At 45.1% G+C, this 16,586-nt stretch carries 9 protein-coding genes, 3 tRNA genes, 4 rRNA genes and 1 pseudogene; 4 read left to right on the top strand and 13 right to left on the bottom strand.

Annotated elements, in window-relative coordinates:
* Nucleotides 1-726: 726 nt before the first annotated feature.
* On the bottom strand, nucleotides 727-990 hold the full coding sequence (locus tag K8B83_RS04010) for a LexA family protein (RefSeq protein ID WP_223418192.1): 264 nt from the start codon (nucleotides 988-990) through the stop codon (nucleotides 727-729).
* A gap of 52 nt (nucleotides 991-1,042) precedes the next feature.
* Between K8B83_RS04010 and K8B83_RS04005 the strand changes: the two genes are divergently transcribed.
* The 3 genes and pseudogenes from K8B83_RS04005 to K8B83_RS03995 form a co-directional block, all read left to right on the top strand.
* On the top strand, nucleotides 1,043-1,249 hold the full coding sequence (locus K8B83_RS04005; RefSeq protein ID WP_223419189.1) for a hypothetical protein: 207 nt from the start codon (nucleotides 1,043-1,045) through the stop codon (nucleotides 1,247-1,249).
* Nucleotides 1,222-1,839, top strand: coding sequence for an IS630 family transposase (locus K8B83_RS04000; RefSeq protein WP_223420002.1), 618 nt, complete (start codon nucleotides 1,222-1,224; stop codon nucleotides 1,837-1,839). Before K8B83_RS04005 ends, K8B83_RS04000 begins: the two co-directional genes overlap by 28 nt.
* Before the next feature lie 100 nt (nucleotides 1,840-1,939).
* A pseudogene (locus K8B83_RS03995) lies at nucleotides 1,940-2,358 on the top strand (IS66 family transposase); the annotation flags it as partial.
* Between the two features lie 97 nt (nucleotides 2,359-2,455).
* Here K8B83_RS03995 and rrf (K8B83_RS03990) read toward each other — a convergent pair.
* The 10 genes from rrf (K8B83_RS03990) to K8B83_RS03945 form a co-directional block, all read right to left on the bottom strand.
* Nucleotides 2,456-2,571, bottom strand: a 5S ribosomal RNA gene (gene rrf / locus K8B83_RS03990).
* A gap of 37 nt (nucleotides 2,572-2,608) precedes the next feature.
* Nucleotides 2,609-2,684: transfer RNA gene (locus K8B83_RS03985), tRNA-Thr, on the bottom strand.
* 31 nt (nucleotides 2,685-2,715) lie between these two features.
* Nucleotides 2,716-2,831: ribosomal RNA gene (gene rrf, locus K8B83_RS03980) — 5S ribosomal RNA — on the bottom strand.
* A gap of 267 nt (nucleotides 2,832-3,098) precedes the next feature.
* A 23S ribosomal RNA gene (locus tag K8B83_RS03975) occupies nucleotides 3,099-6,004 on the bottom strand.
* Nucleotides 6,005-6,313: 309 nt separating this feature from the next.
* Nucleotides 6,314-6,389, bottom strand: a tRNA-Ala gene (locus K8B83_RS03970).
* A gap of 133 nt (nucleotides 6,390-6,522) precedes the next feature.
* Nucleotides 6,523-6,599 (bottom strand) — tRNA-Ile (locus K8B83_RS03965).
* Nucleotides 6,600-6,851: 252 nt separating this feature from the next.
* A 16S ribosomal RNA gene (locus K8B83_RS03960) occupies nucleotides 6,852-8,394 on the bottom strand.
* Together the 16S, 23S and 5S rRNA genes with 3 tRNA genes alongside form the textbook arrangement of a ribosomal RNA operon.
* Nucleotides 8,395-8,883: 489 nt before the next feature.
* Nucleotides 8,884-9,919, bottom strand: a protein-coding gene (locus tag K8B83_RS03955) for an IS630 family transposase (RefSeq protein WP_398409063.1) whose coding sequence is annotated in 2 segments (ribosomal slippage) — nucleotides 8,884-9,453 and nucleotides 9,455-9,919 — 1,035 coding nt in all. Because the reading frame shifts where the segments join, the coding sequence is not laid out codon by codon here.
* 191 nt (nucleotides 9,920-10,110) lie between these two features.
* Nucleotides 10,111-12,831 carry a preprotein translocase subunit SecA gene (gene secA / locus K8B83_RS03950; RefSeq protein ID WP_223419187.1) on the bottom strand — a complete coding sequence of 907 codons (2,721 nt, stop codon included), beginning with the start codon at nucleotides 12,829-12,831 and terminating at the stop codon, nucleotides 10,111-10,113.
* Between the two features lie 58 nt (nucleotides 12,832-12,889).
* Nucleotides 12,890-13,789, bottom strand: coding sequence for a M23 family metallopeptidase (locus tag K8B83_RS03945; RefSeq protein ID WP_188740324.1), 900 nt, complete (start codon nucleotides 13,787-13,789; stop codon nucleotides 12,890-12,892).
* A 27-nt stretch (nucleotides 13,790-13,816) separates the two neighbouring features.
* On the opposite strand from K8B83_RS03945, the gene K8B83_RS03940 reads away from it, so the two are divergent.
* Nucleotides 13,817-14,269: a DUF721 domain-containing protein gene (locus K8B83_RS03940; protein WP_188740325.1), complete on the top strand. Its 453-nt coding sequence runs from the start codon at nucleotides 13,817-13,819 to the stop codon at nucleotides 14,267-14,269.
* Between the two features lie 3 nt (nucleotides 14,270-14,272).
* Here the strand turns inward: K8B83_RS03940 and lpxC are convergent, their stop codons facing one another.
* Together lpxC and ftsZ are read right to left on the bottom strand one after the other, a co-directional pair.
* On the bottom strand, nucleotides 14,273-15,193 hold the full coding sequence (gene lpxC / locus K8B83_RS03935) for a UDP-3-O-acyl-N-acetylglucosamine deacetylase (RefSeq protein WP_188740326.1): 921 nt from the start codon (nucleotides 15,191-15,193) through the stop codon (nucleotides 14,273-14,275).
* Between the two features lie 211 nt (nucleotides 15,194-15,404).
* Nucleotides 15,405-16,571, bottom strand: coding sequence for a cell division protein FtsZ (gene ftsZ / locus K8B83_RS03930; protein ID WP_188740327.1), 1,167 nt, complete (start codon nucleotides 16,569-16,571; stop codon nucleotides 15,405-15,407).
* Between the last annotated feature and the right edge of the window lie 15 nt (nucleotides 16,572-16,586).

Genomic DNA, 16,586 nt, shown 5'->3' with positions numbered 1-16,586 from the left:
TGCGTATTCTACGCTTTCCCATCTTCGCGTCAAGTGTTTTTTCAAACTTTCTTTTCGCTGTTGAATCCAATGTTTTGAAGCACTTGATTCAACCTAACTCGGTGATTGCTTTCGCTGTCTGCCGTGTCAGTGGTTGCGCATTATAGGGAGCTAAAACTTTAGTGCAAGCGCTTTTTTAATAAATATTTGATTTAATTTCTATACCTAACTTAACACCATACTAAGCACAAGATACACACAGATTTATCCACAATCATGAAGATATTAACCCATCTATGCTTATCGAGTTTTCGAATTACATTTTAATGCTGTACTGATATTAGCTCCCTTTTATGCATCAAAACGTAACCTAACAAGATGTACTCATTCACGCTAAACCCAAAAAACGCTATACAGCGGATCCGCTTAGTTAGTCTTTGCGATGTTTTTGCAAATTAATAATTGCATAGATGTCGCCAGTCGCTTAAATGCCAGCAGTTGAAGTGTTAATGATTGGGTAATTGATATCACTTGCCTTAATTAACTGTGCCAACAACCCCGGATATCGAAAGCCTGTTACCCTAGAATGTTAAAATAAGTGTTTTTGCCCTAACAATTACGAGGGAGTTATTGCCACAGCGCTTTTGTTCTGTATGTTTTCATCTCCTGCTCCAAATTTATCATTACGCAGGTATTTTTAGACACTCAGACCCTAATACCGTTTCAATTCAGTTATGATCGATTGAGCTACCATTCCAATGGTAGCTCATCGGTCTTTATTAATACTTTCAAAGAACGACTTTCTCTCGGCGTTCGGCTGATCAATTTGTCTGTTTCTAACTTCAAAATTGTCTGATGAACTGTTGGGGCTGAAACACCAAAGTACTTCTGGATATCAGCCTGAGCTGGCGGATACCCATTCACTTTGCTGTAATAATAAATGAAAGCAAGGTATTGGCCTTGCTTCACACTAAATGCGGAATTAATTTTTTTCTCTGTGGGGATCGACATTTTTAAGGCTTTGTGATCAATTATCGTCTTTGATAGATGAGAGTATCATGCCATGAATATCACTTACCTTGTAGAGTTGACCCAAGAAGAACTGCACACCTTAAAGACTTTATTAAGCAAGGGCCTACACAATGCCCGCTTGTTAAAACGAGCCAACATTCTGTTGATTGCAAACCACAATCAACACAGTGATAAAGATATTAGTCAGTTACTCAATACAGTACCTCAACTATTTACCGAACCAAAAAACGCTTCGTAGAAGAAGGGCTGAAGGTCGCACTCGCCGAAGGGAAGCGAACAGGGCAACCCAAATTACTCTCAGCTAATGAAGATGCAACATTAGTTAGCATTGCTTGTAGCGAGCCACCAGATCGTCGCGCTCGCTGGACATTATCACTCATCGCAGACAGATTAATTACGCTGACAGAGCTTGAAAGCGTATCGCTTGAAACCGTCCGTCAACGGCTGAAAAACAATGAATTAAAACCATGGCAAAAGAAGATGTGGTGTATTGGCGAGTTAGATAGCGACTTCATTGCGCAGATGGAAGAGGTACTTGATATTTATGCAATGCCTGCGGATGAAAAACATCCTGTGGTTAATTTTGATGAAGCAATGAAACAACTGGTGTCACATGTAAAACCGCCCAAATTAGCTTCGCCAGGACACTTAGCTAAAGATGATTACGAATACCCGCGTGAAGATGTGGCCAATATCTATCTGATGTATGATAGGCATAGAGGCTGGCGACATGCTAAAGCAACAGCAACCAAGAAACGAGAAGACTTTGCAGCGTGTATGCGGGATTTGGTTGATGTTCATTATCCTGATGCCGATAAAATCCACTAGGTTTTACATCATGGTTTGCCTTAATGAGCAGTGCCAAGCAGCACCGGATATCACTGTAATCTTGGAATTTAAAAGATAGGTGTAGTACCCTAGACGCTTACAAAGTTCTGATGAAAAGTACATTGCCAGACAAGCGATTAGCCAGCCTATTTTGAACAAGCTTAAAACCTGGCTTGAGCTGAACCAGCCCAATTTGGTGGGTAATACCAAATTAATAGAGGCGGTAAATACCTAGCGAATCAAAGGCCCAAGCTCATACGCTATGTTGGTGATGTGCGGCTTAGTATCGATAACAATAAAGTTGAACGCGAAGTAAAACCCTTTGTGATAAGTCGAAAAAATTGGTTATTTAGTCAGACAGCTAATGGGGCTCATGCTAGTGCAACAATTTACAGCATTGTGGAAACAGCAAAGGTCAACGGCTTAGTGCCATTTGATTACATCATGGCTTGTCTTAATGAACTGTGCCAACCAGCACCGGATATAGACAGCCTGTTACCATGGAATTTTAAAAGATAGGTGTAGTCGCCCAGACGCTTACTGTCCATTCAACACACAAACCTTAAACGCAAAAAAGCCCGTTGCGTTAGCAACGGGCTTTCATACTATATTAGGCGTCTGGAAATGACCTACTCTCACATGGGGAGACCCCACACTACCATCGGCGATACTGTGTTTCACTTCTGAGTTCGGAATGGGATCAGGTGGGACCACAGCTCTATGGTTTCCAGACAAATTTTGTTTCTAGGACACTTCACTAGATAATTCGTGGTGCTGATACCCAGAATCGAACTGGGGACCTCATCCTTACCAAGGATGCGCTCTACCGACTGAGCCATATCAGCAAAACTCTGTACTACGTCGAGCTTATTAGGCGTCTGGAAATGACCTACTCTCACATGGGGAGACCCCACACTACCATCGGCGATACTGTGTTTCACTTCTGAGTTCGGAATGGGATCAGGTGGGACCACAGCTCTATGGTTTCCAGACAAAAAATTGTATGGAACAAATTTTTAACGCACTTTAGTGCGGCCCGTTAGGGTCAAATACACGGATGTATTTGATAAAATGTCCCTATTTAACACTCAGTTGAGCATTAAATAATAATTCGAAAAGCTGATTTTTTTGAGTATTCTCACACCATTTAAGTGCTCTATTCTAATACTAAGTGCGTGCTCCCTTCAGTACGACCTCCAAGGATGGAGGAAGTGCTAGAAAATGTCGGGAACATTTTCAGTAAAACCCATCTGGGTTGTATGGTTAAGCCTCACGGGTCATTAGTACAAGTTAGCTCAACGCCTCACAACGCTTACACACCTTGCCTATCAACGTAGTAGTCTCCTACGGCCCTTTAGAGAGCTTAAAGCTCTAGGGATGACTCATCTTAGGGCTCGCTTCCCGCTTAGATGCTTTCAGCGGTTATCGATTCCGAACGTAGCTACCGGGCAATGCTATTGGCATAACAACCCGAACACCAGCGGTTCGTCCACTCCGGTCCTCTCGTACTAGGAGCAGCTCCCTTCAATCATCCAACGCCCACGGCAGATAGGGACCGAACTGTCTCACGACGTTCTGAACCCAGCTCGCGTACCACTTTAAATGGCGAACAGCCATACCCTTGGGACCGACTTCAGCCCCAGGATGTGATGAGCCGACATCGAGGTGCCAAACACCGCCGTCGATATGAACTCTTGGGCGGTATCAGCCTGTTATCCCCGGAGTACCTTTTATCCGTTGAGCGATGGCCCTTCCATTCAGAACCACCGGATCACTATGACCTACTTTCGTACCTGCTCGACGTGTATGTCTCGCAGTTAAGCTGGCTTATGCCATTGCACTAACCGTACGATGTCCGACCGTACTTAGCCAACCTTCGTGCTCCTCCGTTACTCTTTGGGAGGAGACCGCCCCAGTCAAACTACCCACCAGGCACTGTCCCTAACCCCGATAAGGGGTCCAGGTTAGAACATCAAAACTACAAGGGTGGTATTTCAAGGACGACTCCACTCAGACTAGCGTCCAAGCTTCAAAGTCTCCCACCTATCCTACACATGTAGGTTCAATGTTCAGTGCCAAGCTATAGTAAAGGTTCACGGGGTCTTTCCGTCTAGCCGCGGGTATACGGCATCTTCACCGCAATTTCAACTTCACTGAGTCTCGGCTGGAGACAGCGTGGCCATCATTACGCCATTCGTGCAGGTCGGAACTTACCCGACAAGGAATTTCGCTACCTTAGGACCGTTATAGTTACGGCCGCCGTTTACCGGGGCTTCGATCATGAGCTTCTCTTGCGATAACCCAATCAATTAACCTTCCGGCACCGGGCAGGCGTCACACCGTATACGTCATCTTGCGATTTTGCACAGTGCTGTGTTTTTGATAAACAGTTGCAGCCACCTGGTATCTGCGACTCCCAGCAGCTTAGAGAGCAAGTCTCATCACCGCCAGGAGCGTACCTTCTCCCGAAGTTACGGTACCATTTTGCCTAGTTCCTTCAGCCGAGTTCTCTCAAGCGCCTTGGTATTCTCTACCCGACCACCTGTGTCGGTTTGGGGTACGATTTCTACTAACCTGAAGCTTAGAAGATTTTCCTGGAAGCATGGCATCAACTACTTCATCACCTTAGTGACTCGTCATCAGCTCTCGGCATTACTCATTAAAGAGTGATTTCCCGGATTTGCCTAAGAAATCTACCTACCACCTTAAACGCGGACTACCAACGCCGCGCTAGCCTAGCCTTCTCCGTCTCTCCATCGCAGTTAGCAGAAGTACAGAAATATTAATCTGTTTCCCATCGATTACGCCTTTCGGCCTCACCTTAGGGGTCGACTCACCCTGCCCCGATTAACGTTGGACAGGAACCCTTGGTCTTTCGGCGAGGGAGTTTTTCACTCCCTTTATCGTTACTCATGTCAGCATTCGCACTTCTGATACGTCCAGTGTGGGTTACCCCTTCACCTTCAACCGCTTACAGAACGCTCCTCTACCGCGCACTTCTAATGAAATGCACCCGTAGCTTCGGTGGTATGTTTAGCCCCGTTAAATCTTCCGCGCAGGCCGACTCGACTAGTGAGCTATTACGCTTTCTTTAAATGATGGCTGCTTCTAAGCCAACATCCTAGCTGTCTAAGCCTTCCCACATCGTTTCCCACTTAACATACACTTTGGGACCTTAGCTGACGGTCTGGGTTGTTTCCCTTTTGACGACGGACGTTAGCACCCGCCGTCTGTCTCCCGAGTAGTACTCATTGGTATTCGGAGTTTGCAAAGGGTTGGTAAGTCGGGATGACCCCCTAGCCTTAACAGTGCTCTACCCCCAATGGTATTCGCTCGAGGCGCTACCTAAATAGCTTTCGAGGAGAACCAGATATCTCCCGGTTTGATTGGCCTTTCACCCCCAGCCACAAGTCATCCGCTCATTTTTCAACATAAGTCGGTTCGGTCCTCCAGTTGATGTTACTCAACCTTCAACCTGCCCATGGCTAGATCACCGGGTTTCGGGTCTACGCCTTGCAACTAAACGCGCAGTTAACACTCGGTTTCCCTACGGCTCCGCTATTCGCTTAACCTCGCTACAAAACGTAAGTCGCTGACCCATTATACAAAAGGTACGCAGTCACGGTCTCAAGTACCGCTCCCACTGCTTGTACGTATACGGTTTCAGGTTCTATTTCACTCCCCTCACAGGGGTTCTTTTCGCCTTTCCCTCACGGTACTGGTTCACTATCGGTCAGTCAGGAGTATTTAGCCTTGGAGGATGGTCCCCCCATATTCAAACAGGATGTCACGTGTCCCGCCTTACTCGTTTTCATCTATGGTTAGTTTTCATGTACGGGGCTATCACCCTGTGCCGCTGTGCTTTCCAACACATTCCACTAACACCCCATAGACTTAAGGGCTAATCCCCGTTCGCTCGCCGCTACTAGGGGAATCTCGGTTGATTTCTTTTCCTCTGGGTACTTAGATGTTTCAGTTCCCCAGGTTTGCCTCTTAACGCTATGTATTCACGTTAAGATACTCACTTATGTGAGTGGGTTCCCCCATTCGGACATCGTTAGCTCAAATGCTTGTTACTAGCTCGCCAACGCTTTTCGCAAGTTACTACGTCCTTCATCGCCTCTGACTGCCAAGGCATCCACCGTATACGCTTAGTCACTTAACCATACAACCCAAATGAGTTTCACTTGAGCTATATTGCAACTAGCTGGTTTTTACTTTGATAATTCATGCACTTTCGCACACGAAATCGCCTTAGTTTTAGAATATTCAAGACACTTAAACAGTGTTTTGAGAACTCAATGTTTAATACACCACCTTATACAAAGTCATGCATCAAACGATTTGCAATTAATCACATGACAGACTCATGCAATTAACTACTATCAGCTTTCCAAATTGTTAAAGAGCGGGCTTAAAAAAGCCAAAGATAAAATTTCGTTTATCTTTGGCATCTCTTGACCAATGCAGTAAATGGTGGAGCTATGCGGGATCGAACCGCAGACCTCCTGCGTGCAAGGCAGGCGCTCTCCCAGCTGAGCTATAGCCCCATTTACATGCAGTTGAGATTTTACGTTTACCTTCAATGAAGGTGTATTACCAAATCTTGTTAAATCAAGGCGGAGGATGACGACGTTTAGCTTGCTAAACGAGTTATCCGACAACGCAGAGTTAACGAGATTTTGGTGGGTCAGAGTGGACTTGAACCACCGACCTCACCCTTATCAGGGGTGCGCTCTAACCAGCTGAGCTACAGACCCATTTATACTTGTTTCTTCACTCAATCACTGCGTTGCTTTTCATTGTTCAGTCGTCGTGTAGTGTACTACACGTCCTTCTTCACGCTTCAAGCGCCTTGTGCTAGAGCGAATTAACGTCGTCTAAACAGACACGTAATTTCTCTTTCTTTCTATCAAGTAATCTGTGTGAACACTCAAGCACACGGATGTGCTGTGTGCAATAAACGCACGGATGCAGTTTATTGTCACCAAGTATTGAGTTAGTCGTATAGGTAAGGAGGTGATCCAGCCCCAGGTTCCCCTAGGGCTACCTTGTTACGACTTCACCCCAGTCATGAACCACAAAGTGGTGAGCGTTCTCCCGAAGGTTAAACTACCCACTTCTTTTGCAGCCCACTCCCATGGTGTGACGGGCGGTGTGTACAAGGCCCGGGAACGTATTCACCGTAGCATTCTGATCTACGATTACTAGCGATTCCGACTTCATGGAGTCGAGTTGCAGACTCCAATCCGGACTACGACGAGCTTTGTGAGATTAGCTCCACCTCGCGGCTTTGCAACCCTCTGTACTCGCCATTGTAGCACGTGTGTAGCCCTACTCGTAAGGGCCATGATGACTTGACGTCGTCCCCACCTTCCTCCGGTTTATCACCGGCAGTCTCCCTAGAGTTCCCACCATTACGTGCTGGCAAATAAGGATAGGGGTTGCGCTCGTTGCGGGACTTAACCCAACATTTCACAACACGAGCTGACGACAGCCATGCAGCACCTGTCTTAGAGTTCCCGAAGGCACAATCGCATCTCTGCAATCTTCTCTAGATGTCAAGAGTAGGTAAGGTTCTTCGCGTTGCATCGAATTAAACCACATGCTCCACCGCTTGTGCGGGCCCCCGTCAATTCATTTGAGTTTTAACCTTGCGGCCGTACTCCCCAGGCGGTCTACTTAATGCGTTAGCTTGAGAGCCCAGTGTTCAAGACACCAAACTCCGAGTAGACATCGTTTACGGCGTGGACTACCAGGGTATCTAATCCTGTTTGCTCCCCACGCTTTCGTGCATGAGCGTCAGTCTTTGTCCAGGGGGCCGCCTTCGCCACCGGTATTCCTCCAGATCTCTACGCATTTCACCGCTACACCTGGAATTCTACCCCCCTCTACAAGACTCTAGTTCGCCAGTTCCAAATGCAATTCCCAGGTTGAGCCCGGGGATTTCACATCTGGCTTAACAAACCGCCTGCGCACGCTTTACGCCCAGTAATTCCGATTAACGCTCGGACCCTCCGTATTACCGCGGCTGCTGGCACGGAGTTAGCCGGTCCTTCTTCTGTAAGTAACGTCACAGCTAACGAGTATTAATCGTTAACCTTTCCTCCTTACTGAAAGTGCTTTACAACCCGAAGGCCTTCTTCACACACGCGGCATGGCTGCATCAGGGTTTCCCCCATTGTGCAATATTCCCCACTGCTGCCTCCCGTAGGAGTCTGGGCCGTGTCTCAGTCCCAGTGTGGCTGATCATCCTCTCAGAACAGCTAGGGATCGTCGCCTTGGTGAGCCATTACCTCACCAACTAGCTAATCCCACCTAGGTTCATCCAATCGCGAAAGGCCCGAAGGTCCCCTCCTTTCCCCCGTAGGGCGTATGCGGTATTAGCAGTCGTTTCCAACTGTTATCCCCCTCGACTGGGCAGATCCCTAGGCATTACTCACCCGTCCGCCGCTCGCCACCTCAGGAGTAAACTCCCTTGTGCTGCCGCTCGACTTGCATGTGTTAGGCCTGCCGCCAGCGTTCAATCTGAGCCATGATCAAACTCTTCAATTAAAGTTTTTTGGGACATCGTCTCGGCTCAATGAATTCTGATTGCTTATCTCACCAAAGTGAAACAAGTCTTTTGTACATATTGCTATGAACATTCATCATTCTCACTTAAGAGAAAAACATTGAGTTTAAATTTTTTGATTGCCTACATTCCGAAGAACAAGAAGACAATTTCGAATAACTCAATACCTGTGAATGTCCACACAGATTACTTGATAAATTGTTAAAGAGCGTTGACCGTTTCAGTAGGTCAGGGCTGCGTATTTTACGCATTCCCTTTATGGCGTCAAGTGTTTTTTCAAACTTCTTTTTGCCGTTATCTCTGCTACCTCAGTAGCTTGATAACACTCACCGGTTTTTGCTTTCGCTGTCTGCCGTGTCAGTGGATGCGCATTATAGGCAGCTTCAGATTTAGTGCAAGCGCTTTTATGCAAAAAAATGATCTTTTTTCGATCTTTTAGGCCGTAGACTACTTAATACCATTCCGCATAACTAAGTGATCATTGTTGCCCATTGTCGATGGCACATTTTTTTCACACGCTCTTTATCTTCAATGAATGCATTCCACGCTTCACTACAGGCATCAACTATTGACTCGTAACCTTCAAAGCAACGATTAGCTAACTTATGCTGCCTCAACCAACTCCACACTTGCTCAATTGGGTTTAATTCCGGAGAATAAGGCGGTAGCTTTACGATAGATAGATTCTCAAAATCATCTGCAATATCATTAGCATGCCAACTCGCGCCATCCATAATCACGACAGCATAGCGCCCGCTTGATGTCGCCAAGGAAATTTGTCCTAAGTGTTGTCGCATTACCTCTTTATTGATGCAAGGTGAAATGAAGGCCTCAGTTGCTCCGTTTCTCGGACAAACCGCACCAAAAAGATGGACATACTCGAATTGCTGTTGCCTCACTGCGAGCGGACGGGTACCTTTTTCAGCCCAAAGTTTGGTGGTGGTATTTTGCTGACCAATACGCGCCTCATCTTGAAACCAGATATCTACATCAGCCGGCGACACAAAAACAGGGATGTCAACGATCGTTGACAAGGGGAAGTTTTTTAAAAGCCTCCATGACTTCAACATCTTGTTTCGGATGTTTAGAACGGCTAGAAAGCCAGCTAAATCCGAGTTTATAAAGTATTTTATAGACGTGATTGAGGTGAAACGAAATACCAAACTCGCTCAATATATAGCGTCGTATATCTTGACCAGTGAGTCTACCACCGGCCTCTGATTTGGCAGCCTCTGTCAACATCAGGGTTAACTGTTTGGCTTGCTCGTCTGTTAATCGCGGTGGTCTGCCTGAAGACTTTTTACTCTCAATACCACTTAGACCTTGGCTTAAATAATTGCTGATCCATTGATTCACAATCCGACGACTGACCTTGGTCATAGCAGCGACTTGAGTTCTATTCGCTCCCTCAAGAAAGTGTGCTACGGCCAATAATCGCAAACGCATTCGGGCATCTGCTGTTTGCTTGGATAGCCTGATTAATTCGAAACTGGTGTGTTGTTTCATTGCTAAAAAAGATGAGTAACGGATATAGCAATTAGATCACATTTTTTCGCGGAATGGTATAACTACACGATACACACTATTTACCCCCAAAGTTATCCACAATGGCTTTGTTTTGTTGATGTTTTACTGACAGTAGAAACCATAAAGGCAGCGTATATACGCTGCCTTTATAATTAAGTGGATTTGATAAATTAACTTAGTTTACCATGACACTGTTTGTATTTTTGACCTGAACCACATGGACATGGATCATTACGGCCAATTTTATCGCCATTACGAATGACAGTTTTAGGTACTTCTGGTGTTTGATCGCCAGTGTCTGTTAATGACTCTACTGCTGCATGTTGATAAGCGTGTTGAATTTTAGCTTCTTCTTCACGGCGACGTTGTTCCATTTCGTCAACATCAGATTGTGCTTGCACTTGTACTTTCGACAATATGCTAATGACATCATTTTTTAATGACTCGAGCATTTGCTGAAATAACTCAAATGATTCGCGCTTATATTCTTGCTTAGGATTTTTTTGGGCATAGCCACGTAAATGGATACCTTGGCGTAAATGATCCATTGCTGCTAAATGTTCTTTCCATAAGCCATCTAAGGTTTGAAGCATGACTGCTTTTTCAAATTGACGCAGTACTTGCGAACCGACCATTTGCTCTTTAACTTGGTAAGCTTGTGTCCATGAATTCATGATCCGTTCACGCAACGTTTCTTCGTGTAGGTCTTCTTCTTTATCTAACCATTCTTGAATCGTTAATTTGAGATTAAATTCATTACTTAGACGTTGCTCCAAACCAGGAATATCCCACAACTCTTCTAATGATTGTGGCGGGATGTATTGGTCAATCACACCTGCGATTACATCTTGCTCGATATTTTTGATGGTGTCTTCAATACTGTCGGCATCCATTAGCTCGTTACGCTGAGCATAGACAACTTGGCGTTGGTCGTTTGCCACATCGTCATATTCAAGTAGTTGCTTACGAATATCGAAGTTACGAGCTTCTACTTTACGTTGTGCATTTTCAATTGCGCGGGAAACCCATGGATGCTCAATCGCTTCACCTTCTTCCATACCTAGCTTTTTCATCATGCCCGATACACGGTCTGATGCGAAGATGCGCATTAAGCTGTCTTCCATGGATAAGTAGAAACGTGAAGAACCGGCATCACCTTGACGACCTGAACGACCACGAAGCTGGTTGTCGATACGGCGAGACTCGTGACGTTCAGTACCAAGAATATGTAAACCACCGGCTTCGATTACTTTGTCATGCTGAATTTTCCAGTCACTGCGAATTTTAGCAATTTGCTCGTCAGTTGGGTTAGCAAGGTTTTCGATTTCAACCTTCCAGTTACCACCTAACACGATATCGGTACCACGACCTGCCATGTTGGTTGCAATGGTTACTGCCCCAACACGACCGGCTTGCGCCACGATTTCTGCTTCTTTTTCATGAAACTTAGCATTCAATACACTATGAGGTATTTTGGCTTTTTTAAGTAAAGAAGCTAAAAGCTCAGATTGTTCAATTGACACTGTACCCACAAGTACAGGCTGACCACGCTCGCGACAACCTTGGATATCTTTAATGATTGCGGCATATTTTTCTGACGCGGTTAGATAAACCAAGTCGGCCATATCATTACGGACCATAGGCCGGTTTGTTGGAACAACTACAGTATCGAGACCATAAATATGCTGGAATTCAAACGCTTCAGTATCGGCGGTACCTGTCATACCCGCTAGTTTTTCATACTGACGGAAGTAGTTCTGGAAGGTAATAGAGGCTAAAGTTTGGTTTTCATTTTGAATATGAACACCTTCTTTGGCTTCTACGGCTTGATGCAACCCTTCAGACCAACGGCGACCAGGCATAGTACGACCTGTATGTTCATCAACGATAATCACCTCGTTGTCTTGTACTATATAGTCAACGTCTTTTTCGAATAAGGTGTGTGCACGTAATGCCGCATTAACATGGTGTAATAAAGAAATGTTTGTCGCAGAGTAAAGTGAATCGCCTTCTGCTAACATGCCTTTTTCAATAAGAAGCAGCTCGACCTTTTCCTGGCCACGCTCGGTTAAATGTACCTGTTTACCTTTTTCATCAATACTGTAATCACCTTCACCAACTTCGTCTTCGGTGTCTTCTTTATCTTGACGAATTAAGCTTGGGATAAGTAAGTTAATTTTTGTGTAAAGCTCTGAGCTATCTTCAGCTGCACCAGAAATAATTAATGGTGTACGTGCTTCGTCGATTAAGATTGAATCGACTTCGTCAATCAATGCATAGTGCAGTGGACGCTGAACACGTTCTTGTGGTGAAAATGCCATGTTGTCACGAAGGTAGTCAAAACCAAATTCGTTATTGGTACCGTAGGTGATATCGGCGTTGTACGCTTCTTTCTTCTCAAACTGGCCAAGGCCGGCAACGTTAATACCAACCGTTAGACCTAAGAATTCAAATAATGGGCGGTTGTTTTCGGCGTCACGACGGGCTAGGTAATCGTTGACGGTAATAACATGCACACCTTTGCCTGTTAAGCCGTTAAGATATGCAGGTAATGTTGCTGTTAAGGTTTTACCCTCACCGGTTCTCATTTCTGCGATACGGTTACTGTCTAAAACCATACCACCGAGTAACTGTACGTCGAAATGACGCATTTCAAATACACGCTTTGAGGCTTCACGAACGACTGCAAAGGCTTCTGCCATGATGTCGTCTAGGGTTTCACCGCTATCGAGACGCTTGCGAAACTCATCGGTTTTCGCTTTTAATTCGTCATTTGATAACTTTTCGTAATCAGCTTCTAATGCATTAATTTGGTTTACAATTTTTCCGAGACTTTTCAGGGTACGGTCGTTGCGACTTCCGAATACTTTTGTCAGTAGTTTGCCTAACATCTTTATCACTTATCTGTTGTAGGTTTGGCTCATTTGAGCGCATTAACCGTTAATTTTATTAACTTGCTTTGCGGTAGACGTACTTTTGTGGATCTATTTGCTGTTTACCACGCAACACTTCGTAATGCACATGGGGGCCGGTTGAACGACCTGTGCTTCCCATACTGGCAATTTTATCGCCTTTGGCAACGACGTCACCTACGTTTACTGACAGAGATTTATTATGACCATAACGAGTGCGAAGACCATTACCATGATCAATTTCGACTAACTCGCCATAGCCAAGCATGTTTCCTGACCATGTTACAACGCCTGCTGCAGTCGCAGTAACATCTGCCCCTTCTTTGCCAGCAAAATCAATGCCTTTATGCATTGTTCGTCGGCCTGTAAAAGGGTCATTTCGTAAACCATAGGGCGAAGATAACCAACCTTTCTCGATTGGTCGCCCTGATATATAACGTTCTTCATCTATATGGAGATTAGATGCTACTGTTTCAAGTAGGGATAACTGAACATTATTATTATCAATTCTGGAGGCTAGCTTATTCATTTCATCAATAAGCTGGCTTAATTCGACGCCATTACCTATTTCACTTAACCCACCGATGCCGACTTCTGCAGAGAAATCGAATTGATCATCAAGGAGGTTATTCTGTGCAACTTGCTGGCCGAGGGCTTCAAGTCGGGTAATTTTGGCTTGCATCTTTGCCACATGAGCAACAAGGGCTGCTAATTGGGTTTCGGTGGCGGTTTTGAGTTCAATCACTTGTTGCGTTTGCAGTTCACGTAGTTGTTTATTTTCGTCAACTTTAGCTTGTTGGCTTGCAAAGCGGTCTGTGTTGTATTGATATATTCCTGTGCCGGTGGCCATCAGAATAATAGGTAGAAGTAACCATCGTTTGCTTGGTTGCCAACGCGTTACGCCATTTCGACCTTGAATAAAAACTGTTACACTCATAGCCTAATTCAGCCATCTTATTATCATATGAAAAAGCCCCCTCAAGATCTCAGCAACTTAGTTCATGTGTCAGGGCGACTACCTGAACTTGCCGAGAAAGCAGAACTATTAAACAATCTGAATCAGTATGTAAAACAGACATTGAATGGTCCTGTGGCTGAGCAGCTTAAAGTGGCTAATCTCCGCCAGGGTGTTCTTGTTATTGAAACTACATCAGCAGCATGGGCTGCAAGAATAAATTTTCAAAAGCAGAAGCTATTACAACAGCTCCAAATTGACACGCTTCCGATGCTTACCGCTATTGAGGTAAAAGTCAATCCTGGGCTTGCATTATCTAAGCCGCAAGTTAACACCAATCAAAACAGGATTAGTGATACTGCAGCTCAACATATTGAGGCATTAGCTGAACATGTCGACGGTACACTAGGTGAAAAACTAAAACGGCTGGCTGCATTAGCCAGCCGTAATAGGCAATCTTAACCATTAAGCGTGTGCTAACGCACCCGGAACCATAAAGCTGACGGGGACATCGGCTTCTTTGTCGAAGCTTACTAATTCCCAAGCATCTTGCTGGGCAAGTAATGCTCGAACAAGTTGGTTGTTTAACGCATGACCGGTTTTATAAGCAACAAATTCGCCCACAATTGCGTGACCTGCCACATACAAATCACCAAATGCATCTAGAATTTTGTGCTTAACGAATTCGTCTTCATAACGCAGACCATCAGGGTTTAATACACGATATTCGTCAAGTACAACGGCATTTTCCATGCTGCCACCTAGCGCAAGGTTATTTGCACGTAGGTATTCAATATCACGCATAAAACCAAATGTTCTGGCACGACTAATGTCTTTTACAAACGCTGATGTAGAAAAGTCCATCACCATATGTTGTTGGCTACGGGCAATTTCTGGGTGAGCAAAGTCAATTTTAAAATTGACTCTAAAGCCTTTAAAAGGTTTTAGTTCGGCCCATTTGTCGCCGTCTTCAACACGCACAGGTTTGGTAATTTTCAAATATTTTTTAGGCGCCGCTTGTTCTTTGATCCCTGCACTTTGCAGTAAGAACACGAACGGGCTAGCACTGCCATCCATAATCGGGATTTCTGGTGCATCGACTTCGATAATCGCATTATCGATGCCTAAGCCGGCTAGTGCAGCAAATAAGTGCTCAATAGTTGATATTCTAATACCGGCATCATTCACTAGAGCTGTACACATAGTCGTTTCACGAACCATATCAGCCTTTGCTGGAATAGACACAGCAGGGCTTAGGTCGGTACGCTTAAGTACAATCCCGGTGTTTACTGGTGCGGGCATAATGCATAGAGTCACTTTATTGCCGGAATGTAATCCAACACCAGTGCTCTTCACCATTTTTTGAACAGTTCTTTGAAAAATCATTCAGTTACCCGTAAATATCAATATTAAACAAATAGTTGCAAAAACAGCCTAAGACCATCATGCAGAGCTGGTATGACATGCTACCATAAGTTTAGATTTTCACAAAAAAATCACTAACCCAGTAGCAAATCCGTGAACCGGCTTGCAAAATAATCTCTTTTACAACAGCGTACTCATTAATCACGCAAAAACATCACGTTTTATCCGAGTGTTAGTCAGCCTGCTTACGTAAGAATGCTGGAATATCAAGATAATCAGCATCTGGACGTTGAGAAGGTTGTTGCTGTGGAACCGCATTGCCTTTTGGCGTCGCATAGCTAGTTTGAGGAATCACTTCTTCAACTGGCTCTGGACGAGGCTCAATCGCAACTGGCTCTGGACGCGCAACTGGCTTAGACACTAATTGAATGTCCGGCTTTTTCTCTGCGCCAATACCTGTAGCAACGACCGTTACACGTAACTCATCGCTCATCTCTGGATCGATCACTGCACCGACAACAACCGTTGCGTTATCTGATGCGTAAGCTTTAACATGGTTACCCACAGTTTCTAGCTCTTCGATACTGATATCCATACCTGCAGTAATGTTAACCAATACGCCGCGCGCACCCGCTAGATCAATATCTTCAAGCAATGGACTGGCAACAGCGGCTTCTGCAGCTTCTTCTGCACGGTCATCACCTGTGGCAACACCGGTACCCATCATGGCATTACCCATTTCAGACATAACGGTTTTCACGTCGGCGAAATCGACGTTGATTAGACCTGGGCGAGTGATGAGCTCTGCAATACCTTGAACTGCGCCTAATAGCACGTTGTTAGCAGCAGCAAATGCATCAAGTAATGATGTGCCACGGCCAAGTACTTTCAGTAGCTTTTCGTTTGGAATGGTAATGAGTGAATCAACATGCTTTGCTAATTCGGCTATACCAAGTTCTGCGTAGGCCATACGCTTTTTACCTTCAAAAGGAAAAGGCTTGGTCACAACCGCAACAGTCAAAATACCTTCTTCGCGAGCAATTTCTGCCACAACAGGAGCGGCACCAGTACCGGTACCACCGCCCATGCCGGCTGCGATAAAGATCATGTCTGAGCCTTTAATGGCTGCGCGAATATTTTCGCGATCTTCTTCAGCTGCTTGACGACCCACGTCTGGATTAGCGCCAGCACCAAGGCCTTTAGTCACATCACGACCAAGCTGGATTGTTGAACCCGCACCTGATTTACGTAATGCTTGAGCATCTGTATTTGTGACGATAAATTCAACACCTTCGATGCTGTGTTTTACCATATGTTCGACAGCATTACCGCCGCCGCCACCGACGCCGATGACCTTAATCACCGCTTCGTCTGAATGAGTATCCATGATCTCAAACATTGTCTGATCTCCGTA

The organism is Shewanella inventionis, from assembly GCF_019931735.1.
GTDB classification, from domain to species: Bacteria; Pseudomonadota; Gammaproteobacteria; order Enterobacterales; family Shewanellaceae; genus Shewanella; species Shewanella inventionis.
This window is presented reverse-complemented; position numbering and strand designations above follow the sequence as displayed.